Raw genomic sequence first — 21322 nt, 5'->3', positions numbered from 1 at the left:
TAGTTTATGCTGCTACGAATGCTGAGAAACGATTTAATGAGGAAAAAGGGAATTACAGCCGCGCTGTTTATTTTTGTACTGCTTGCCGCCCTGCTGGTGTCCTCCGGTTCGCGGATGATTATGGAGCTCACAAGCTCCATCCAATATTTGTTCTCTGAATCCAAAACACCGCATTTTGTGCAAATGCACTCTGGGGAGCTGGATCAGGCCAAAGTGAACCAATGGGCCGAGGGTAATGCGCTGGTTGAGCAGCATCAGATTGTCGAGATGGTGAATATTGATGGAGCCAATCTCTACCTTGGTGCGGAGTCGGAGAAAAATACGGTCATGGACATTGACCTGGTTACACAAAATCAGCAATTCGACTATCTGCTGAATCTGAACAGTGAGATCATTCAGGTTCTGGATGGTGAGATTGCCGTGCCTGTGTATTATTTGCAGCAAAACCAATTAAAGATCGGTGACAAAGTTCGAATCAATAATGGGGCATTTGAGAGTGCCTACACCATTGTTGATTTTGTGCGTGATGCACAGATGAATCCGTCTGTCGTGCACTCGAAGCGTTTTATCGTCAGCCCGAATGATTGGCAGGAATTGAAGCAGGGTGTTGGAGAGATGGAATATCTGATTGAATTCCGTCTGAATGATCCTGCCAAGACCAGTGAGTTCACGCAAGCCTATCAAAATGCCGGGCTGCCTAACGCGGGTCCAGTGGTGACTTATGGTCTATTTCAGGTACTCAATGCCATGACAGACGGGATTATCGCAGCCGTGATTATACTCGTGAGTCTCGTGCTGATCCTGATTGCCATGTTATGTATTCGGTTCACGATGCTGGCGACCATTGAAGAGGATTACCGCGAGATTAGTGTGATGAAAGCGATCGGTATCGCGGAAAAAGATATTAAGCGGCTCTATTTGGTCAAGTATGTGTTTATGGCCGGGGTAGCCTCGGTGCTGGGATATGTGGCTTCACTCGGAGTAAACAAACTATTCGTTTCCAATATCATGTTATATATGGGGAAAGCACCAGCAACGCTGCTGCATTTTGCAGTGCCTCTGCTTGCGGCGGCAGTAATCTTCACGATGGTGGTTCTGTTTTGCCGAGCGGTGCTGCGACGTTTTCGTTCCATATCGGCAGTGGAAGCACTTCGTACCGGAAGCTTGGGGGATACACAGATCATTCGGAACCGGTTAAGTCTATCCCGTAATCGCTGGTCCTCCGTACCTGTATTTCTTGGACTCAAGGAAGTGATGCAGCGTGTCAAAATGTTCCGGTTGTTATTGTTTGTGTTCATCGTCAGCTCTTTTATTATGATTGTGCCCATTAACTTTTTGAATACACTTCAGGCGCCAAGCTTTATTTCCTATATGGGTGTCGGGCAAAGTGACATTCGAATTGATCTCAGGCATACCGATGATATTGAGCAGCGTTACGCCAACCTGATTAACCAGATTAAAAACGACGGGGATGTCAAAGCATATTCGCCTCTCGTCACAAGTCAGTTCAAGATCCGTAATGCTGAAGGCAGCTATGATAATTTGAGTGTGGAAAGCGGAGATTTCAGTATCTTTCCGTTGTCTTATCTCAGCGGGAATGCCCCGGCAACAGATCACGAAATTGCCCTTTCCGATGCTAACAGCAGTGAGCTTAAACTCAAAACAGGGGATCAATTGACCCTGCAGGTGGATGGCAAAGATCAGGTGATGACGGTCAGCGGCATCTACCAGGATGTAACGAATGGCGGCAAAACAGCGAAGGCTCTTCTGCCTTATAACAAAGATAGTGTACTGTGGTATGTCGTCAGTCTCGATCTGAAGGACCGGAGTCTCATGGCTGCCAAGGTTGCAGCATATGAGAAGGATTTTTCACCTGCGAGAGTTACGGATCTTCAAGGATATTTACATCAGACGCTTGGCGGTACAATTCAGCAATTGAAGCTGGTCACCACACTGGCTCTTGCGATAGGTGTATTTATATCCATCCTCATTACCTCTCTGTTTCTGCAGATGCTGGTTGCCAAGGATAACAATGATATCGCCGTCTTGCGAAGTCTCGGATTTGCCTTATCAAAGATCAAGCTGAAGTATGTTGTGATGTCACTTGCCATTCTGATTGTGGGCGTGGCAGCAGGCACCATTCTTTCCAATACGCTTGGGCCCAAGCTCGTTAGTGGCATTATGTCATCATTTGGAGCTTCCAACATTGTGTTTGTTATTGATCCGATGCAGGCGTATGTATTATGTCCATTACTCCTGGCAGGAACAATTATCATTACAGCCTGGATCAGCATTCAGTCGATTCGGGAAACCAGCATTTCAAAAATGATTGTGGAATAGGGAGGTATAACCATGACAACGATACTTGAAGCCAGAGAAGTGAATAAATCCGTAGCTATGGGCGAGAATGAAGAACAGCGTATTCTCAAGGATATCAATCTGCAGCTGCAAAAGGGAGAGTTTGTGTCCATTATGGGCCCGTCCGGCTCGGGCAAATCCACTCTGCTCTATAACATCAGCGGAATGGATCAGATCAGCACAGGCAGTGTTTATTTTAACGGCAAACAAATCTCGGCATTTCCCGAGAAGGAGCTGGCAAGTCTGCGGCTGACCAAAATGGGCTTTATTTTTCAAAATATCCATCTGCTCAAAAATCTAAATCTGTTAGACAACATCATACTCTCGGCTTATCTGGCCAAAAACAGTAATAGAGACACCATTAACAATCGTGCGATGTCATTGATGAAAAAAATGGGCATTGACGGGCTGGCTGAGCATAATATTACCCAGGCTTCAGGGGGACAGCTGCAACGGATCGCCATCTGCCGGGCACTCATCAACAATCCGGATATTCTGTTCGGTGATGAGCCAACCGGAGCACTGAATTCCAAATCAACACATGAAATCATGGATATTCTGGGGGATATTAATGCGGCAGGCACAACCATTCTGCTTGTTACTCATGATGTCAAGGTTGCGGCCCGCTCGGAACGAGTTCTGTTTATGATGGATGGTCATCTGGTTGCGGACAAAAAGATCGGGAAATATGACAAGGACAAACAGGATTTGAAGGCGAGAGAAAGTCGATTGGCACAATGGTTAAGCGAAATGGGGTTCTAAATTTAGAGCTTCATGACTAGAATAGACCGACAGTCGGTCGAGAAGTATTGGAGGACAGCATATGAGATTGATGAAAAATCCGGAGGAGCGCAGGAACGAAATTTTGGATGAGGCCGAAATTCTGTTTGTGACCAAAGGGTATAACAAAGCAACAATTATGGATATCCTCCAGGCTTGTGAGATTGCGAAGGGCACATTTTATTATTACTTCCAGTCCAAGGAGGAGGTCATGCATGCCATTGTCATGCGTTTTATTATGAACGGTGAGGCTGCGGCAAGACGTGTAGTTGCCGATCCCGAGCTTAGTGCGCATGAGAAAATTTTCCGTATCATTATGACTCAAAATCAGCCTGATGATCGAAAGCTTGGCGTCATTGAGCAGCTGCACAGTGTGCAGAACGTTGAAATGCATCAGAAAAGTCTGGTTGAAACGGTTATTCGTCTAAGTCCTATTCTGGCGAACGTGGTGGAACAGGGTATTCAGGAGGGGGTGTTTCACACCCCGGCTCCGCAAGAGAGCATTGAGTTTTTACTGGTGTCTTCACAGTTTCTGCTGGATCAGGGCATTTTTCAATGGGAAGAAGAAGAGTTTCAGAAGAAGGTCAGAGCATTCAGCCACATTATGGAACGGGTTCTGGGTGCTGAACAGGGTAGTTTTGCATATGTAACAGAACTGTATTTCCCACATCAGGCTTAATCGCGAAAGGAGTATTAAATATGGAACAAACTGTTCATAAATCATTTGGAAAATTTCTGATTGTCTGGTTCGGTCAACTGATCTCGATGATTGGTATCGGACTTACCGCGTTCTCACTGGGGGTATACGCCTTCGAAAAAACAAATACGGCAACCAGTGTTGCCCTGATTACCTTGTTTACATTTCTGCCAAACATTCTGCTTCGTCCAATTGGCGGGGTGCTCGCAGACCGGTTTGACCGGCGTACAATGATGATTATCGGGGACCTGGGCTCTGCTGCGGGGCTGGTTTTTATTCTGTCGATCATGCTTACAGGGGACATTCAGCTATGGCATATTTATGTGGGGGTGGCCTTCAGTTCTGTATTCTCGGCACTGCAAAGTCCGGCATATAAGGCGTCAGCGACAGACCTTCTGGATAAGGATCAGTTCTCCAAAGGCAGCGGGCTTGTACAGCTCGCGGAATCCTCCAAGTTTTTATTTTCACCGATTATTGCAGGTATTCTGCTTAGTGTGACAACGATTGAAGTGATTATGATGATTAATATCGCGACTTTTCTAATTGCGATTCTGGCCGTGCTGGTCATTCGCAAGAGCATGAAGGTAGAGCGTGAAGACAAAGAGAAGCATAACTGGATGACCGATATTAAGGAAGGCTGGACAGAGGTGGTTACCAACAAGGGCGTGCTGCTGCTCGTCATTATTATCTCCCTGGTTACCTTCTATCTCGGTTTTCTGGAAACGCTCATTGGCCCGATGCTGCTATCGTTTACAGATGCGAAGACCCTTGGAACGTTTCAATCCGTTAGTGCGATCGGTATGCTCATCAGCAGCTTGTGCATCGGTATATTTACAATGACCAAGAAATATGCAAGTGTGCTGGTGGCAGGGCTGATCATGTGTGGTCTGGCGTTCTCGCTGCTGGGCGTTTCGACCAATATTTATTTTATCATCTTTGCAGGTTTTCTGTTCCTTTCCTCGCTGCCATTTGTTAATATGAGCGCTGATGTATTGGTTCGAAACAATATTGCGAATGAAAAGCAGGGCAGAGTGTGGGGCATCATCGGCATTCTGTCACAACTCGGCTTTATTATCGCCTACAGCCTGGCTGGATTTCTAGCAGACCACGTATTTAATCCACTGATGGTGGAGGGGGGGGCGCTGGCTTCCTCCGTAGGTCAGATTATCGGAACGGGGCCGGGGCGAGGCATTGCCTTGCTGTTTATCATTGCAGGTCTTTTCGTTATTCTGATTGCCCTTGTCACATCACGTCTGAAAATGATTAAGTCACTGGAGCAGAACGGCGATATTGCCTCACCTCCCGATGTAGGCGGACTGGCGCATGATTAGTATGATTATATCGTTACCGTAATCAAAACAGCCCTCGTCTGATGCATGTACCCGTTGAAATCAAAACGGTGTACATGTCGTTCAGACGAGGGCTTTTTAGTACATGAGTGTGCTGCTTCATATCTTGTGTCCGATATTTGAATCAATCTATCCCTTCACTGCACCAGAGGTTAGACCTCCTACAATGTACTTCTGTCCAATGAGGAATACGATCAGCACGGGCAGAGAGGTAAGCACGATGTCGGCACTGACCAGATTCCATTTGGCACTGAATTGTCCGAAGAAGTTATAAACAGCCAGAGTCATGGGCCACATCTCCACCGTATTCAGCATATAGAGCGGCGCAGTGAACTCATTCCAGACACTCAGAAAATTCAGAACAAATACAGTCACCAGCACCGAAGTCAATAAAGGCACGATAATTCGAAGGAATAGCTTGATTCCGCTGCATCCATCCATAATTGCCGCTTCGTCCAGCTCTTTCGGAATGTTGCCGACAAATGCATAGGTGATGAACAGAGAGATCGGAATCCCCATCGCGGTATAGAGGAGAATCATGCCCAGGTGGGAGTTGATCATACCTAATGATTTCATGACTTCCATGAGCGGAATGTAATTCAGCGGCAGCGTAATGCCCAGAATCAGAAAGAAGTACAGGAACTTGCTGAGCCTGGAATGATTGCGGGATAACGTGAACGCAGAGAATGCCACGACAAATACCAGCAGCAGAGATGAGGCACCAGAGTGCAGCAGACTGTTGAAAAAGGAACCACCCAAGTGTCCCTGCTCGTAGACGATTTTATAATTTTCAAACACAAATTTCTCGGGAAGGGTAAGCTTGAGCACCTTGGCTTCCGCATCTGACTTGAATGAATTTAACAGGATGACGGCAAATGGAATCAGTACGACCAGACTTAACAGCCAAGCCAGTACATTCAACGACAGAGCAGCCAGCTTTTTTCGTAATTGCATATCAGTATTCCACCTTTCGGTTCATCAGACGAATGATAAAAAGCGAGATCATCGCCATGATGACAAAGAGAATGGTAGACAGGGCGCTCCCGAGTCCCCAGTACCCTTTGGCAAAAGAGGAATAAACGGCTGTGTTAATCACATCTGTAGCGTTGCCCGGCCCCCCGTTGGTCAGCACATATACCGCGTCAAAGACACGCAAACCATACGTAATATTAAGCACTGTGGCAATGGTGATGGTGGGCATCAGCATCGGAATGGTAATACGAAACAGCTTTTGCATAAAGCCCGCACCATCTATTGATGCAGCTTCATAGTAATCCCGTGGAATAGCGAGCAGTCCCGCGATAAACAGCACCATAATATACCCCATGCCTTTCCAGGTATCCACAGCCATGATGGATGGCATGGCCCAGGTGAGCGAGCCCAGCCAGTTTTGGGCAAGTACATCCAGGCCGATGGAGCGCAGGGTCACATTAACGAACCCGTTGTTTGGATCAAGCAGACTTTTGAACACCAGACCTACAATCAGAAAAGACAATACTTGTGGTGAAAAGATGATCATTCGATGCCAATTGGCGGCTTTGACACCGCTAACCAGCAGCAGGGCAAGAAACAAACCGAGAACGGTTTTGGCGATGGAGGTAACCAGCGTAAACAGCACGGTATTTTTAATAAATAGCAGATAGGTTGGATCACCTGTGAGAATGGTGCGGAAATGCTCCAGACCGATAAAATTTTTCTCTGAACTATAGCTGTTCCAATCGGTAAAGGAATAATAAATGCCAAGCAGAGCAGGAGCGACGATGAACAGCAGATATAATAGAATCGCGCCGGATGAGAAATACCAGGGATAGATTTTGTTCGCATTCATAACCCGTAACACCAGTCCTTCCTGTGCAAATGAACAAGCGGGCAGCGCCCGCCTGATATAAAGTATCTGTTGCTTGTTATTGCCACTTCTCGTCCTTCAGCACCTTGGCTTGCTCGGCACGTCGTTTATCAATATTTTGCAGGATTTGCTCCGGGGTAATCGCTCCGGCAAACATGCCTGACAAGTCTTTGCCGATGTCCATCCACTGTGGATCAATATATTTCACAGCAGCCTGCATGACGGTACCTTTCTCATGTTTCTTCTCATAATCAATATAGTCTTGTGTCAGTTTCGGTTCGATCTCCGGCCAGCAAATTGTCAGATTTCCTTCGCCTCCGTCAAATACCTGCTGCAGATGATCATGCTCGGTAATCCACCGGAAAAACTTCAGCACTTCTTCGGGATGTTTACTGTTTTTATTGCCAAACATGGCAGCTGAACCGCCAGGATTGACGCCAATCGTCTGATTGTCTCCCCATGGCATGACGAAGAATCCCATATTATCCTTCATCGCGGGATAAGCTTCGGCTACTTCCTTTTCCGTGCCTGGCACCCGCAGCAGCATCGCTGCTTTTTCCTGACCAAAGGCTTCAATGCCTGCTTCTACCGTATTGGATAAAAAGTCTTTGCCGAAATAGCCGAGATCTGCAAATTCCTTTAATTGTTCAATCACTGTTTTCAGCTGGGTCAGATCAGCGACCTTCATCTCATTATTATTAAGCTTCTCATAGGTCCCTGCGGCCTTTTGCTCATAATTCGGCCCGGTTTCGAACAATGGCAGCACCTGGTACCAGCCGCTCGCCGGAGCTTGATAGAATGGAATGATGTCTTTATCCTTGATTTTCTGGCTGATCGCTTTGAATTCGGCATAGGTGGCAGGCGGCTCAATACCGAGATCAGCAAAGATACGTTTGTTATAGTACACATACCAGATTTTCGTAGGGGCAAAAGAAACCCCGTATACCTTGTCGTTATGACTTACAGTGGGCAGAATCTCTTCCGACATCCGGCCTGTAAACTCCTCATTGGTCAGATCAATGGCATTTTCCTCTGGTCTGACATTGGCTGGCATGCTCAGCGGATCAACATCCACATTGAAAATATCCGGAGCTTCGCCGGAGGATAGCTTTACCTTGATCAGATCACGCCACTGCGCGTCAGGCACCACCTGAAAATCAATTTTGACGCCGGTTTCCTGCTCGTATTGCTTCGCCATCGTTTGCATAATGCCCGTTCGAGGAATACCGGATTGGCTCGTGCCAAAGGTCAGCGTGACCTTGCCATTACCTTCTGCACTTTTCTCCGAGCTGCAGCCGGCAATGAGCAGGGTGGAGAGAAGCAGCACACTTGTCAGCGAAAAAAGAAATCGTTTTCTCATTTTGAAACCTCCCTAAAATTCGATCATATTATGACTTGCGTAAACGCTTTATGTAAGCGTATTCTTATGTGGATAACTTTACTTGGAATACCGAATGGGCTCAATAGACAAAAGCGTTCTTATGGGTGGACATTTTCGAAGCCACCGTAGAAGCGCAAAAGAAGATTGAAGTTTTGAAGGATGAACAAAGACGGGGGTATGGAATGCGCTATCGGTTCAGAACATTACAGCAGAGTTTGTTTGCTTATTATTCAGCTGTATTCGTTATTTTTTCTCTTATTGTGGCAGGGCTGTTATATGTCTTTCTCGCGAGTGATACTCGCCAGCGGAGTGAAGAGCAGCAGAAACAACTGGGTTTATCTATCGTTGGACATCTGGATCAGGAAGTTGTGAAAATGAATAATTTCTCCATGAACATCGTATATTCCAATCTGGTCAAGGAGCATTTCAGTCATTATCTCGCACCTGCGGAGGGGACTGAACAGACGATGTTAAGTGACCCTGCGCTGTATAAGGATACAACAACACTGATTGACGTCATTTTGGCGATCATTAGCAGCTCGAATACAGCCAAGCAGGCTAACATCTACGATGTGAATGGAAAAATGCTGGGGGCCGGGTTGTTTAACGGACAGCTGCCGGTAGATTTGAAGCAGCGTCCCTGGTATAAGGAAACGTGGGAGCGGAGCGGCTGGCGTGTTATTCGTCTGCTGCAGGGCGAAGCGTTGCCGATGCCTACGGGAGAGGGCAAAAGGGATGAGCCGTACATCTCACTTACTCGAGTATATAAGGATGGCAATTATGTCAGCCAGGGTGTGGTCGAGATTTTGCAGCGTGCTGATGATTTATTCCAGCATTTGAATGAGCTGCAGGCGAGTAATCAGGAGCTTCGAATCTATGTGCTGGATGAGCGGGATGTATTGTTATATCCGCTTCCCGCAGCTTCACCTGCTGCTGATGCTCCAACTGGTTATGCAGAAGAGATGAAGCTGATTCAGCATCGTACCTCCCCGCCTGAAACGATGCAGGAGGTTAACGATGCTCTTAACGATTCCAAGCAGATGATGACCTATATGACGTCGCAGGAAACCGGCTGGACTGTTGTTGTCATGCAGTCCAAACATTCTCTTTTTGCGAATCTGAACCGGATGGCTTTGATCTTTGCAGGCGCTACATTGGCTACCCTGATCATTATTTTGATGCTTTCATATCTGATTTCGAAAAGGGTCACCCTGCCGCTTCATCGCTTGCAGCGCATTATTCAGAAAACCGGCGAAAATGACCTGATGTCAGGTCAGGATTCGGGTCAGCTGCTGTTCAAGCTGGAGCATCCCGGCTCGATTCGCGAGATGGCGGAGCTGAATGATACGTTCATCCGGCTGAATCAGCAGCTGGTGCAGTCTTTTCACGACCAGATGGCGATCAAATCGCGAGAAACCGAGGCGAGACTGCTGGCACTCCAGTCACAGATGAATCCGCATTTTCTATACAACAACATTACAAATATAAGCATTATGGCAGAGGAGGGCATGAACCGGCAGATTGTGGCATTCTGTGGTCACATTGCATCCATGCTTCGTTATATCTCTGCTCCGGGCCAGAGCGGTGTCTCGTTATCTCAGGAGCTTGAATATTGTGAGCGCTATCTCGAATGTATGAAAATTCGCTTTGAGGATGATCTGCACTATAAATTATCCATCCCTGATGAAATGAAGCATATTCGGATTCCGATGCTGATCATTCAGCCATTACTTGAAAACGCAATGAAATACGGCCTCGGTGATACCCTGCCTTGGAAGCTGCATATCACGGGTGAGCTGGATATCATACAAGAGACGTGGCAGATTTATGTCGAAGATAACGGCCCGGGGATGGAGCCCGAAGCGCTGGAACACATCGAACTCTATATCAAAAAACTTCAGAATGTGGATCGCATGCCTGAGCTGGAGATTAACGGGATGGGACTCAAAAATATATGGGCCCGCTTGAAGTTATGGTATGGTCCGGCAGCCAGGATGTGTATCCAAAACAAAGCAACCGGTGGTGTGAGCATTTGTATCGGGGGTTCCATTCGAAAGGATCAGGGGGGGACATATGAATATGCAGAGAAAATACAGAACAATTATCGTTGAGGATGAGGCGTTAATTCGTCGTAACGTCTCCCGTAAGTTCAAAGAGCTGAATACGCGGTTTGAAGTCATCGGGGAGGCGAGAAACGGTCAGGAAGCGCTGCAGCTCATCGAGCAGAAGGTGCCTGATCTGGTGATCACGGATATTCAGATGCCCGTAATGAACGGGCTTGAACTGGCTAAGTACTTATATTTTGCCTATCCTCACGTTAAAATTGTCATTCTTAGCGGGTATCATGAGTTCGAATATGCACGGCAGGCCATTCACTATAAAGTGGAGGACTACCTGCTCAAACCGCTGGCGGAGGAACAGCTTCGCACCCTGCTGGATACGATGGAATTGAAGCTGGGAAGTGCAGTGGATTCCCTGTCTCATGTGAGTGCCATACTGGATGAGCAGGTGACAATTGAAGATATTGCGGAAGCCGTCAAGCTGTATCTCAAACAAAATTATATGCATGAAATTACGCTGCAGGATATGGCGGCCCAGATGCATTTCAGTGTAGATTATCTGGGCAAATGTTTTAAAAAGGTAACAGGGGAGACACCCTTGAAATACTTGACGGGTCTTCGCATCAATGAGGCCAAGCGCCTGCTTGCGGCATATGAGCACATGGATATCAAGACGATTGGCGGGGCAGTAGGGTACGCCGATTCCCATTATTTCAGCAGAATTTTCAAAAACAAAACGGGTCTGTATCCGAGTGAATATCGTCAGCAGCTGAAATAAAAAAGCTCTTGTCCATGGATCTATTCAATCCAGATGGGCTGAGCTTCATTATTGCTGTAACGCTTCTTCGGTTATTTTGCGGATATCAAACGGGGAACGATTACCTTCTTCGATAATGTCGGGCAGGATGTGGTTCAGGAAATACCGGACACAGTGGAGGTCGATATTTTTGATCTTGATCAGTGCGTAGCGGTACATGACGATAAATTCTTTTTCCGTATTGCCCCGCTGCAGCTCTGCAAATGCTTCATAGACCTGATCCATTTTGTCGGCCACCTCAAGGATTAACCCTTCGACGGAGTTGTCTTTGCCTTCACGAAGCTGTCGGCGGAAAATGTCCTGAAACTCTTCCGGAATGTTCTCATTAATAAAATGAGAGACCATGCCTTCTTCTACTTGCTGAAGCATGGAACGAAGCTCAAGTGAATAATGCTTGACAGGTGTTTTGATATCACCGATGAAAATTTCGCCGTAATCGTGGCTGCTGGTGATCTCGTACAACTTTTTCCAATCTATGCTTATGCCTTGCTGTTCTTCAATGTCAGCTAACGTTTTGGCATACTGCACAACTTTCCAGGAATGGGCGGATACACAATGCTCTTCGAACTTGAATTTGCCAGGGGTGCGAATAATACGTTCGAGATCGTTCAGTGAACGGAAGTACGTATGAATACCCATAGATAGTGATCATCCTTTGCAAGTTTAGGTAGTATATACACCGACTATACTGCTGTTATGTTAACCGGAGATTAAAGATGTATGCGCCCTTTGTAAATTTGTAAAATGCAGATTAAAAACCGCGAGGCATACTGAACAGGTTCAGCACGCCTCGCGGCAAACGAGAAGATATCAGGTATCATGTTGTATCGTAACCCCGGAGTATGATTTACGCTTTTTTGCGCACCGGTGAAGTGTACCAGTAAGCCATGCCTACAAACAAAGCTCCGCCGATAATGTTGCCAAGGGTTACCGGAATCATGTTGTGGAACCAGCCAGCCAAAGAGATCGTATCCGGGTGATTCGGCAGCAGCCAGGCCAGCGACAGCAAAGTCATATTGGCTACGCTGTGCTCATATCCGCTTGCGATAAAGGCGTACAGACACCACCAGATGAGCACAAGCTTGGCGATATCCTCTTTGGAGCGCGCAGCCATCCAGATCGCCAGACATACAAGCCAGTTACAGAGAATGCCGCGGAAGAACAACTCGGATACGGGTGCAGCCATCTTTTTGGCAGATACGACAAACAGCAGATGCTCGGGTGCGGCTGTTTTGAAGAGGCCGCTGCCAACAATCAGCAGGCTGAGCAGTACGGCACCGATCAGGTTGCCGATGAAGACAAGTCCCCAGTTTTTAAGCGTATCCTTCACGGTTGTTCGTCCAGCTAGGGTGCTCATCGTGAAAAACATGTTATTCCCTGTGAACAGCTCCGACCCGGCAAAGATAACAAGTGTCAGCGCGAGTCCGAAGGACATACCCATCAGCATCGTTTGCAGCGGCGAATGCGCGGCGAGCAGCGGAGCCCCGATACTGAAAATCAAGATGATGCCCAGCCCCACATAAGCGCCTGCCATCAAGGCAGCGACCATATATCTGGGAAGGCTTGTGTTCATCTGGTCTCTTTTTTTAACGGCAGCTTCAATAATTCCTTCAACACCTGGTGTATACATCACGGTTTCCCCCATTAGTCAACATCAATCTCAATCCTTACGTCCAGTTGGTTCACGTTATACAGCGATCCAGACCTGGTCATGCTCCACCTTGACGGGGTACATCTTCACTTGACCATTGTCGGGTGCTTGCACCTGACCGGTTGTCAGATCAATTTTCCAATCGTACAGCGGGTCATACAGATAGTGCCCGGAAACGATGCCTTCAGCCAGCGGCCCACCTTTGGGGTGGGGGTTATGGTTGTCAGCAGCAAAGATGGTGCCGTCCGAAGTACGAAATACTGCGAGCTGTTGATGTTCAATCTCGACAACTCTGCCGATACGGGGCAAGAACTCATCTACCGTACCAGCCGGAAAATACGTACCTGTTTGTTTGGTCGTCATGGTATAACCACTCCTTTTTCTATAATTTTCCGTTAAGTTACTTATATAATATCAAGTCTGTAAGTGATACAGCTTATGGTTGGGCCGTGACTTCAATTCCGTGGAACATTTTGCTTTGTCCTTCTTCGTTCCGAAGTGCTTTCTTCCAAGGGTCTTCGACATGCTCCAGAGCAAACTCGATGCGTGCCATCAGTGCTTTGCGTTCCTCCGGATTATCTACAACAACCGAACGGATCTGTTCAAGACCCATGCGCTCAACCCACTCGGATGTACGCTCCAGATAGTTGCCTGTTTCCCGATAATATTGCATGATGGCTCCACACAGCTCGATAAGTTCCTCATCCGTTTTGACTTTGCACAGTGGATCTGCCAGCCTTGCCTTGATACCGCCGTTCCCGCCGATGAAGATTTCCCAGCCGCCGTCATTGCCGACAATGCCGATATCCTTCGTACAAGCCTCTGCACAGTTCCGCGGGCAGCCGTTAACAGCATACTTGAATTTGGCTGGCAGGTCGAGACGTTCGAATTTGCGCTCAATCCGTGCCCCCATCGCCATGGAATCCTGTGTGCCGAAGCGGCAGAACTGGGAGCCGACACATGTTTTGACGGTACGCAGCGATTTCGCGTAAGCATAACCTGAAGGCATATCCAGCTCCGCCCAGACTTTAGGCAGGTCTTCTTTTTTGACACCAATCAGGTCGAGCCGCTGACCGCCCGTTACTTTGACCGCTTTAATATCGTATTTGACTGAAACGTCAGCAATCCGTTTGAGGTCTTCCGGAGTCGTTACCCCGCCGTACATCCGAGGCACAACCGTGTAGGTTCCATCTTTTTGAATGTTGGCGTTCATCCGTTCGTTCACGAAACGGGATTCTTTCTCGTCTTCATGTGTATCCGGATAGATCATGCCCAGATAATAGTTGATTGCCGGACGGCATTTCGAACATCCCTCAGGCTGATTCCAGCCCAGTACATTCATAACCTCTTTACTCGTTTGCAAGCCTTTTTCCCGGATTTCGGCTACAATCTCATCCCTTCCGAGGGAGGTGCAGCTGCAAATCCCCTGTTTGGATCCGGCTGTGAAGCCATCTCCAAGCACATATTGCAAAATCTGTTCCACGACCGGCTTACATCCACCACAAGAGCGGGTTGCACCAGTGCAAGCTTTAATTTCATCAACCGTTGTGAGCCCCTGATTGGTGATTACATCCACGATGGCTCCTTTGGTTACCCCGTTGCATCCACAGACAATTTCGTCTTCGGGCATCGTTTCAACAGAGGCTGTTTTTTTGTGACCTCCGCAGCCTGTACCCATGAGGGAGCTGTATAATTCCTCGGTCATTTCCGTATGGTTTTTGATCAGCTTCTGCAGCTCGGCCGAATCGGTGATGTCACCGAAGAGTACGGCACCGACCATTTTGTTGTCATGCAGCAGAATTTTTTTGTAGGTTCGTTTCCAGTCATCTTTCTGTGAGATCACCGTATGCTCCGGTCTGTCAATGAACTCGCCAGTAGAGAACACGTCTACACCCGAAATTTTGAGCTTGGTCGATACAACCGAGCCTTCATAAGGGGCTGTTTCAACGCCGCAGATATGCTTCGCCAGAATCATGCCTTGCTCAAACAGGGGAGCCACCAAGCCGTAACATACACCACGGTGTTCTGTACACTCTCCGACGGAGTACACGTTCTCCAGAGACGTTTGCATGTAATCATTAACAACAATTCCGCGGTTCACTTCAATGCCACTTGCACGAGCGACCTCGACATTAGGCTTGATGCCTACCGCCATAACTACAAAATCAACATTCAGCACCGATTCGTCGGCAAAACGAAGCCCCTCAACCCGTTCGCCGCCAAGCAATTCGGCTGTCTGCGCTCCCATTTTGAAGCGAATGCCTTGACGCTCGAGCTCGGCTTTGAGCATGGCTGAAGCCTGTGAATCCAGCTGGCGCTCCATCAGATCCTCCATCAGATGAACCACGGTTACATCCATGCCAAGCTGTACCAGCCCTTTGGCTGCTTCAAGTCCCAGAAGCCCACCGCCGATGACCGCCGCCCGTTTGTACTGTCTGGCCGCTTCCAGCATCACGTTGCAATCCGCAATATCGCGGAACCCGACAACACCTTGCTTGTCATGACCCGGAACAGGCAGAATGAAGGAACTGGAGCCGGTTGCAATAATAATTTTGTCATAAGGAACACGAGCACCAGCTTCTGTAATGACTTCATGAGCTTCAGCATCGATTCGGGTAACTGTAGTGCCGGTATGGAGGGTGATGCCGTAATCTTCATACCAGTGAAGGTCATTAAGCACGATGTCGTCCAGCGTTTTGCTGCCTTCCAGCACGTACGAGAGCATAATGCGATTATAGTTCGGATAGGGCTCTGTACCGATTACAGTAATATCAAAACGTGTAGACAGCTTCAAAATTTGTTCAACGGTGCTGATTCCAGCCATACCGTTACCAATGACAACCAGCTTCTCCTTGTTTCCGTTCATGTGAATGGCCTCCTTGGGTAAATCCTGTTCATTTACCTGCATTTTTAATGGCTTATATTTGAATTGTAAAAGGTTTGCCTTGAAGTTAATGTGATTTATTTCACTAATAAAGATAGATCATTCATATCAAAAGAAGTGTGATGACGCTCACGGAAACTAAAAAAATTTTCAGAAATAAGAAATACGAACTATTGTTCTCGTTATTAATTCATTGTATGATCGGTACGGGATCAAATACGAATAAGTTCCCTATTTCTATGAAAGGACGTTATTGCACCATGATGGGAAGATCCCACCTCATTATCGGCACAGGCGTATCCCTTTCAGTGCTGCAGCTGCTGGGCATGCCGGTCACGGCTCCGGCGGTAACGGTTGCATTGATCGGCTCACTGCTGCCCGATATCGACGAGCCTAATTCACTGCTGGTATCCAAAGCGCTGCCGAGTAGCCTGATTCGGCTGCTGCAGACGATTCTTTTACCTGCGGCAGTTTTTGTGTATTTCTACATTCCGAGCAAGCCTTGGAATCTGCTGCTTGCTGTACTGATCGGGCTTGTATCCTTTTTGCCTTCACGATCACTGCGTAAAGTGCTGATGTTTGTCATTGGACTGGGGCTGGTTTTTTACGGACATGCTTTTGCCCCGTGGAATCTGATTGGAGGCAGTCTGCTGATGTTATGTACTACGCTGACACACAGGGGGCTGACACATACCTTATATGGAACCGCCGTTTGGACCGGTTTGCTGTACAGTACGACCCAGCAGCAAGGCCCGGAAATATGGGTGGCTGGAGGAACGGCTTATGCGATTCACCTGCTTGCTGATTCGTTGACCAACCGGGGGATTCGCCCTTTGCCGCCGTTAAAGCTGCGTATCAGAGCAAACCTGATGAGTACGGGGACCAAACACGGAGCCGTTGTTGAGAATGTTTGCGTAGTGCTCACGTTCATTTTAGCCTGGTTTGCATTTTCCCCTTTATTTTTGTAGATATCACAACAATTAAGCCAAACGCCAGCCCGATGAATGGACTGGCGTTCTTCAAATTTAAGGTCTTCTTATAAGAATGCGATGCGAAATGCGGTATCCATTCTGAACATTGTTGGCTGGACATCTCGCCAAAAAGGGGCGGGTTTAGGTATTTGTAGGTGTACTACTGAGTGTTTCGATGTCTGTCGAACCAAACACAAATAATACGACTAGAATAAGTATAATTAACGTTTCGGCGAAACCGATGCCATCGAATTCAGACATCACATGCACCTCTTTTCGTTCTTGACATTTAGGAATTTATACGCTGCTGAAACGCCTGAATGACATCGTTCAGCGTCATATCACGGCCTGTTTCATCAAGGAACTGTACCAGTTTATCTGAATTGGTGGGTGTGACCTTTTGAAGTGTCTTGTACTGCCCCACTAACTCCACAACTAATGTAGCTTCGCGAAACAACGTAACGGCATCTACTCTCAACTTTCCACTAACTAATAATGCTGCAACAATCAGTTCTAGTTTTTTTCCGCTAAGATTCCCACCCAGAAGGGTGTTCGCAGCATTGGTTTTTCTGGAACCTTTATTTGATTTTCCATTTCTGCCTGCTGCCATATAAAGGTCCCCCGCTGGTTGATAATTGATTATCCTATCTTATGTATCTGGTCCTCATTATGTTCAATAATTACATTCTATTTGTGTGATTCATAGAAAAAGAGATACCCTCGAAGCAAATTCGGTAAGGTATCTCTGTGGTTAGTTCACAAAAGTGTATATAACTAATCAAGCATTATTGATAATGGTGTCCATCGTGGTGCGATCAAGGCCCTTCACCAGCTTCACAATCAGCTCTTTGGCTGCATCATAATCGTCGGTGTGAATAATGGACGAAGAGGTATGAATGTAACGAGCACAGATACCAATAACGGTGGATGGTACACCGATGCCGCTCAGATGAACCTGACCTGCATCCGTTCCACCTGGCGAGATGAAATATTGCATTTTGATCTGATTGGAAGAAGCTGTATCCTGTACATATTCAACCATACCCCGATGGGTAAACATGCCTGGGTCAAAGATGCGAAGTAATGCACCCTGACCGATATGGCCGAAGGATTGCTTGTCACCTGTCATATCATTGGCTGCGCTGCAATCCAGTGCGAAGAAAATGTCTGGTTGGATAAGATTTGCCGCTGTACGTGCACCGCGAAGCCCTAATTCCTCCTGAACGGTTGCACCGGAATAAAGCGTATTCGGCAGCTTTTCCTTATGCAGCGCTTCAACCAGTTCAAGAGCCAGTCCGACTCCGTAACGATTGTCCCATGCCTTTGCCATAATTTTCTTAGGGTTTGCCATCGGCGTAAATTCACAAATTGGCACAATCTGCATGCCCGGGTGGATACCCCACGCTTCTGCTTCTGCGCGGTCATCTGCTCCGATATCCAGGTACATGCTGTTAAGATCGACGGGCTTGCTGCGCTGTGATTCATCCAGCAGATGAGTAGGCGTAGAGCCAACAACACCAGTAATGCGGCGTTCAGGTGTAATAATCTGCAAACGCTGGGATAGAACCGCTTGACTCCACCATCCGCCCAGTGGACGGAATTTGATCATGCCTGTTTCTGTAATTCCCGTTGTCATGAAACCTACTTCGTCAAAATGCCCGGCTACCATCACTTTCGGGCCGGCTTCATCTCCCCGCAGTACACCAAAGAGACTTCCCAGACGGTCCTGTACAAATTCATCCGTATATGCGGACATTTGCTCCTTCATCCAACCCCGCAGTTCACGTTCAAAGCCGGAAGCAGAAGGGAATTCTGTTAACGTTCGGAACATGTCCAACGTTTTTTCATTCATGTGCAAACAACTCCTCTGTTGGGTATGTAGATCAGGGCTCAGCAGAACGGCTACTGGCCTGATGTCCTTATAAATATTAAGGACTTGTTATTAACCACTGGTCACAATCTAGTATGAACCTTGTACAAGTGATTGTCCATGATTATATTACGTTTTTCAGGCATGTTATTAGATGATCACGCCAGTTTCATGCACCTTGTCTCCGCTTTCGTCTTAATCCTGAGCATGATGTTGTGAATATACTTGGATAAAGGGAACCCTGTCGCTTTTTCCAGAGGATATTCTTCAAAACGTTTGTTTTATAAGGAATGATTTGAATATGAGATGATTAGGAAAGGAGTTGAATATGAGATGAAGCCTCCAGATGAAGGTCATGAGAAGATGCTGTTTATTGTGTTATTTATTTTGCTCGTTATCATTCTTCTTTATTTATAACCAAAACCTTTGATTCGTGAGCCATATTCTCAAACCCCTTATTCGTGAGCAATTTATCCAAACCTTCCATAATTGAATGAAGTGCCCCAAGCTTCATACCACAGAAATATCTAAAAAGCTTCTATTCGAAATATCTAAAAAGCTTCTATTATGGAAACTATATGCTGTTGCTCGCAAGATACATAACCTGCCCGGAATTTACAAATAATGAATAAAGAAATTACACATAGACAATCAGCTACAGCTGTTTGAATCCACATTCACATAAAGGAGGTCCTGTGCTTGCCGGTACAATCTGCAACTGGAAAAAAGAAAACCTCATCACTGTCAATGGATGAGAAGGAGTATAAGAAAGTCGCCAAAAAACATGAGCCTTCACGACCGATTTTCAAAAACTGCCTCAAGGCTTTCTTTGTCGGGGGAACGATTTGTTTGATTGGACAAGCGATTCAAGAGGCATTTATGGCGGGGATGGACATGACATCCAAGGAAGCTGCAAGCCCTACCGTGGCAGTGATGATTTTGATCTCGGTTATTTTGACTTGCCTCGGTGTGTACGACAAAATTGCACAGTGGGCAGGAGCGGGCACCGCTGTCCCCGTAACCGGATTTGCTAACTCCATGTGCTCCGCTGCGCTGGAGCATCGCGCTGAAGGGCTGGTGTTGGGGGTAGGTGCAAACATGTTCAAGCTCGCCGGCTCAGTCATTGTGTTTGGAGTTGTGGCCGCATTTATTGTGGGGATCGTGTATGCCTTTCTTGGATTCGGGGGTGGACACCTATGAAACGGCTGGGGCGTCAGACGTGGGAGTATGATCATCAGCCGCGCATTATAGGCAGAGCAACCGTGGTGGGGCCCGATGAAGGCCAGGGACCGTTAGCCTCCGATTTTGACTATGTGTATGACAACCTCGAGATTGGGGAGAAAACGTGGGAAAAAGCGGAGCGAAAATTACTCGAGCAAGCCTCCCAGCTCGCGCTTATTAACGCGAATAAAACCAAGGAAGAACTGCATTATTTTGTTGGCGGAGATTTGATGAACCAGATTATCAGCAGTTCTTTCTCTGCAAGACAGCTCGGGGCTCCGTATCTCGGGGTGTTTGGAGCTTGTTCTACCTCGATGGAGACACTTGCACTGGCTTCCATGATCGTGGATTCCGGGGCAGGCGATTATGTGCTCGCAGGTACGGTGAGCCACAATTGTACCGTAGAGAAGCAATTTCGTTATCCGACAGAGTACGGCTCTCAGAAACCTCCCTATGCGCAGTACACCGTAACCGGGTCTGGATGCGGGATTATCTCCCGTACAGGTGAAGGGCCCGTTGTAGCTAAAGCGACCATCGGCCGAATTATGGATTTGGGCATTAAAGACCCTTTTAATATGGGTGCAGCTATGGCCCCGGCAGCAGCGGACACCATCATTTCTCACTTCAGGGATACCGGTCTGGAGCCGGGATACTATGATCTCATCGTTACAGGGGATCTGGCTTCTGTCGGGCTGCCTATTACCAAAGAACTTCTGCACAAAGAAGGTATTCCGATGGAACAGACGGTTTTTAATGATTGCGGACTCATGATCTATGATCGTGAGAATCAGCCGCAGGTCGTTGCTGGTGGAAGCGGGTGCGGGTGTTCGGCCACCGTTACGTATGGTCACATTCTGAATCGGATGCAGAAGGGTGATCTGAAAAGGGTGCTTGTCGTTGCAACAGGCGCACTGCTGTCCCCGCTGTCATATCAGCAGGGTGAAAGTATTCCTTGTATCGCACATGCTGTAGCTATTGAACAGGAGGGGTGAAGACATGCAATTTCTGTGGGCTTTTATCGTCGGGGGGCTGATCTGTGTCATTGGACAGCTGCTGATGGACGGGGTAAAACTGACACCCGCACATACGATGAGTACACTTGTGGTCGCTGGAGCGGTTGCCGATGCAGTTGGTCTCTATGATCCGCTGGTGAAATTCGCTGGTGCAGGTGCATCCATACCAATTACGAGTTTTGGCAATTCCCTTGTACACGGTGCTTTAACCGAACTTGAAAAAGAGGGCTGGATCGGTGTAATCACAGGTATTTTCGATCTGACCGCTGCCGGGATATCGTCAGCGATTATATTTTCTTTTCTCGCGGCGCTCGTTGTTCGACCTAAAGGTTAAATTTTTTAAAATATGCAGGGGCTTCGGATAGATTTTATCCGGGGCTTTTTTGTCGTATTTATGCATGAACTGCGTTGTATATGACGGCTG

The 21322-nt window shown here is 47.3% G+C and carries 19 protein-coding genes; 10 read left to right on the top strand and 9 right to left on the bottom strand.

Annotated elements, in window-relative coordinates; translation table 11 throughout:
- The first annotated feature begins 6 nt into the window (after positions 1 to 6).
- The 4 genes from IEW26_RS03850 to IEW26_RS03835 all read left to right on the top strand — a co-directional run bounded on the left by IEW26_RS03850 (position 7) and on the right by IEW26_RS03835 (position 5166).
- The gene (locus tag IEW26_RS03850; protein ID WP_188591285.1) at positions 7 to 2340 is read left to right on the top strand and encodes an ABC transporter permease; all 2334 of its coding nucleotides are present in this window, start codon (positions 7 to 9) and stop codon (positions 2338 to 2340) included.
- A gap of 12 nt (positions 2341 to 2352) precedes the next feature.
- Positions 2353 to 3120 carry an ABC transporter ATP-binding protein gene (locus tag IEW26_RS03845; protein ID WP_111268276.1) on the top strand — a complete coding sequence of 256 codons (768 nt, stop codon included), beginning with the start codon at positions 2353 to 2355 and terminating at the stop codon, positions 3118 to 3120.
- A gap of 61 nt (positions 3121 to 3181) precedes the next feature.
- A complete protein-coding gene (locus IEW26_RS03840; protein ID WP_188591284.1) occupies positions 3182 to 3817 on the top strand; it encodes a TetR/AcrR family transcriptional regulator in 636 nt (211 codons plus the stop codon).
- Positions 3818 to 3837: 20 nt separating this feature from the next.
- Positions 3838 to 5166, top strand: coding sequence for an MFS transporter (locus tag IEW26_RS03835; protein WP_188591283.1), 1329 nt, complete (start codon positions 3838 to 3840; stop codon positions 5164 to 5166).
- 147 nt (positions 5167 to 5313) lie between these two features.
- Here IEW26_RS03835 and IEW26_RS03830 read toward each other — a convergent pair whose 3' ends face one another.
- The 3 genes from IEW26_RS03830 to IEW26_RS03820 all read right to left on the bottom strand — a co-directional run bounded on the left by IEW26_RS03830 (position 5314) and on the right by IEW26_RS03820 (position 8390).
- A complete protein-coding gene (locus IEW26_RS03830) occupies positions 5314 to 6138 on the bottom strand; it encodes a carbohydrate ABC transporter permease (protein ID WP_111268273.1) in 825 nt (274 codons plus the stop codon).
- 1 nt (position 6139) lies between these two features.
- The gene (locus IEW26_RS03825) at positions 6140 to 7012 is read right to left on the bottom strand and encodes a carbohydrate ABC transporter permease (protein ID WP_188591282.1); all 873 of its coding nucleotides are present in this window, start codon (positions 7010 to 7012) and stop codon (positions 6140 to 6142) included.
- Between the two features lie 76 nt (positions 7013 to 7088).
- The gene (locus tag IEW26_RS03820) at positions 7089 to 8390 is read right to left on the bottom strand and encodes an ABC transporter substrate-binding protein (RefSeq protein WP_188591281.1); all 1302 of its coding nucleotides are present in this window, start codon (positions 8388 to 8390) and stop codon (positions 7089 to 7091) included.
- A gap of 173 nt (positions 8391 to 8563) precedes the next feature.
- Between IEW26_RS03820 and IEW26_RS03815 the strand changes: the two genes are divergently transcribed.
- Both IEW26_RS03815 and IEW26_RS03810 read left to right on the top strand, forming a co-directional pair.
- Positions 8564 to 10522, top strand: a complete 1959-nt coding sequence (locus IEW26_RS03815) for a cache domain-containing sensor histidine kinase (RefSeq protein WP_229729632.1) — start codon at positions 8564 to 8566, stop codon at positions 10520 to 10522.
- Positions 10485 to 11249 (top strand): response regulator transcription factor, encoded by a 765-nt coding sequence (locus IEW26_RS03810; RefSeq protein ID WP_229729631.1) that lies wholly within the window; start codon positions 10485 to 10487, stop codon positions 11247 to 11249. Before IEW26_RS03815 ends, IEW26_RS03810 begins: the two co-directional genes overlap by 38 nt.
- A 48-nt stretch (positions 11250 to 11297) precedes the next feature.
- On the opposite strand, the gene IEW26_RS03805 is transcribed toward IEW26_RS03810, so the two are convergent.
- The 4 genes from IEW26_RS03805 to nirB all read right to left on the bottom strand — a co-directional run bounded on the left by IEW26_RS03805 (position 11298) and on the right by nirB (position 15805).
- Complete coding sequence (locus tag IEW26_RS03805; RefSeq protein WP_188591280.1) at positions 11298 to 11927, bottom strand: YfbR-like 5'-deoxynucleotidase; 630 nt, start codon at positions 11925 to 11927, stop codon at positions 11298 to 11300.
- Positions 11928 to 12135: 208 nt separating this feature from the next.
- Positions 12136 to 12918: a formate/nitrite transporter family protein gene (locus IEW26_RS03800; RefSeq protein WP_188591279.1), complete on the bottom strand. Its 783-nt coding sequence runs from the start codon at positions 12916 to 12918 to the stop codon at positions 12136 to 12138.
- Positions 12919 to 12975: 57 nt separating this feature from the next.
- The gene (gene nirD, locus IEW26_RS03795) at positions 12976 to 13302 is read right to left on the bottom strand and encodes a nitrite reductase small subunit NirD (RefSeq protein WP_188591278.1); all 327 of its coding nucleotides are present in this window, start codon (positions 13300 to 13302) and stop codon (positions 12976 to 12978) included.
- A gap of 73 nt (positions 13303 to 13375) precedes the next feature.
- Positions 13376 to 15805 (bottom strand): nitrite reductase large subunit NirB, encoded by a 2430-nt coding sequence (nirB, locus tag IEW26_RS03790; protein WP_188591277.1) that lies wholly within the window; start codon positions 15803 to 15805, stop codon positions 13376 to 13378.
- 278 nt (positions 15806 to 16083) lie between these two features.
- On the opposite strand from nirB, the gene IEW26_RS03785 reads away from it, so the two are divergent.
- Complete coding sequence (locus IEW26_RS03785) at positions 16084 to 16791, top strand: metal-dependent hydrolase (protein WP_145404158.1); 708 nt, start codon at positions 16084 to 16086, stop codon at positions 16789 to 16791.
- A gap of 292 nt (positions 16792 to 17083) precedes the next feature.
- Here the strand turns inward: IEW26_RS03785 and IEW26_RS03780 are convergent, their stop codons facing one another.
- Together IEW26_RS03780 and IEW26_RS03775 are read right to left on the bottom strand one after the other, a co-directional pair.
- On the bottom strand, positions 17084 to 17404 hold the full coding sequence (locus tag IEW26_RS03780) for a hypothetical protein (RefSeq protein WP_110898046.1): 321 nt from the start codon (positions 17402 to 17404) through the stop codon (positions 17084 to 17086).
- 168 nt (positions 17405 to 17572) lie between these two features.
- Positions 17573 to 18646, bottom strand: coding sequence for a M42 family metallopeptidase (locus tag IEW26_RS03775; RefSeq protein WP_188591276.1), 1074 nt, complete (start codon positions 18644 to 18646; stop codon positions 17573 to 17575).
- A gap of 765 nt (positions 18647 to 19411) precedes the next feature.
- Between IEW26_RS03775 and spoVAC the strand changes: the two genes are divergently transcribed.
- Genes spoVAC through spoVAE form a run of 3 tightly spaced genes read left to right on the top strand, consistent with a single transcriptional unit; the run spans position 19412 to position 21232 of the window.
- Positions 19412 to 19864 (top strand): stage V sporulation protein AC, encoded by a 453-nt coding sequence (gene spoVAC, locus IEW26_RS03770; RefSeq protein ID WP_145404342.1) that lies wholly within the window; start codon positions 19412 to 19414, stop codon positions 19862 to 19864.
- A complete protein-coding gene (gene spoVAD / locus IEW26_RS03765; RefSeq protein WP_111272179.1) occupies positions 19861 to 20877 on the top strand; it encodes a stage V sporulation protein AD in 1017 nt (338 codons plus the stop codon). Before spoVAC ends, spoVAD begins: the two co-directional genes overlap by 4 nt.
- Before the next feature lie 4 nt (positions 20878 to 20881).
- Positions 20882 to 21232 carry a stage V sporulation protein AE gene (gene spoVAE / locus IEW26_RS03760; protein ID WP_111272178.1) on the top strand — a complete coding sequence of 117 codons (351 nt, stop codon included), beginning with the start codon at positions 20882 to 20884 and terminating at the stop codon, positions 21230 to 21232.
- Positions 21233 to 21322: the final 90 nt, after the last annotated feature.

It is taken from the genome of Paenibacillus silvae (assembly GCF_014639235.1).
Lineage (GTDB): Bacteria > Bacillota > Bacilli > Paenibacillales > Paenibacillaceae > Paenibacillus > Paenibacillus silvae.
The sequence above is the reverse complement of the archived record's forward strand: the minus strand, read 5'-3'. Positions and strand labels throughout refer to the sequence as shown.

Coding starts and splice junctions, on each gene's coding strand:
- IEW26_RS03850 (WP_188591285.1), top strand. CDS start 7: ATGCTGCTACGAATGCTGAGAAACGATTTAATGAGGAAAAAGGGAATT.
- IEW26_RS03845 (WP_111268276.1), top strand. CDS start 2,353: ATGACAACGATACTTGAAGCCAGAGAAGTGAATAAATCCGTAGCTATG.
- IEW26_RS03840 (WP_188591284.1), top strand. CDS start 3,182: ATGAGATTGATGAAAAATCCGGAGGAGCGCAGGAACGAAATTTTGGAT.
- IEW26_RS03835 (WP_188591283.1), top strand. CDS start 3,838: ATGGAACAAACTGTTCATAAATCATTTGGAAAATTTCTGATTGTCTGG.
- IEW26_RS03830 (WP_111268273.1), bottom strand. CDS start 6,138: ATGCAATTACGAAAAAAGCTGGCTGCTCTGTCGTTGAATGTACTGGCT.
- IEW26_RS03825 (WP_188591282.1), bottom strand. CDS start 7,012: ATGAATGCGAACAAAATCTATCCCTGGTATTTCTCATCCGGCGCGATT.
- IEW26_RS03820 (WP_188591281.1), bottom strand. CDS start 8,390: ATGAGAAAACGATTTCTTTTTTCGCTGACAAGTGTGCTGCTTCTCTCC.
- IEW26_RS03810 (WP_229729631.1), top strand. CDS start 10,485: ATGAATATGCAGAGAAAATACAGAACAATTATCGTTGAGGATGAGGCG.
- IEW26_RS03805 (WP_188591280.1), bottom strand. CDS start 11,927: ATGGGTATTCATACGTACTTCCGTTCACTGAACGATCTCGAACGTATT.
- IEW26_RS03800 (WP_188591279.1), bottom strand. CDS start 12,918: ATGTATACACCAGGTGTTGAAGGAATTATTGAAGCTGCCGTTAAAAAA.
- nirD (WP_188591278.1), bottom strand. CDS start 13,302: ATGACGACCAAACAAACAGGTACGTATTTTCCGGCTGGTACGGTAGAT.
- nirB (WP_188591277.1), bottom strand. CDS start 15,805: ATGAACGGAAACAAGGAGAAGCTGGTTGTCATTGGTAACGGTATGGCT.
- IEW26_RS03785 (WP_145404158.1), top strand. CDS start 16,084: ATGATGGGAAGATCCCACCTCATTATCGGCACAGGCGTATCCCTTTCA.
- IEW26_RS03780 (WP_110898046.1), bottom strand. CDS start 17,404: ATGGCAGCAGGCAGAAATGGAAAATCAAATAAAGGTTCCAGAAAAACC.
- IEW26_RS03775 (WP_188591276.1), bottom strand. CDS start 18,646: ATGAATGAAAAAACGTTGGACATGTTCCGAACGTTAACAGAATTCCCT.
- spoVAC (WP_145404342.1), top strand. CDS start 19,412: ATGGATGAGAAGGAGTATAAGAAAGTCGCCAAAAAACATGAGCCTTCA.
- spoVAD (WP_111272179.1), top strand. CDS start 19,861: ATGAAACGGCTGGGGCGTCAGACGTGGGAGTATGATCATCAGCCGCGC.
- spoVAE (WP_111272178.1), top strand. CDS start 20,882: ATGCAATTTCTGTGGGCTTTTATCGTCGGGGGGCTGATCTGTGTCATT.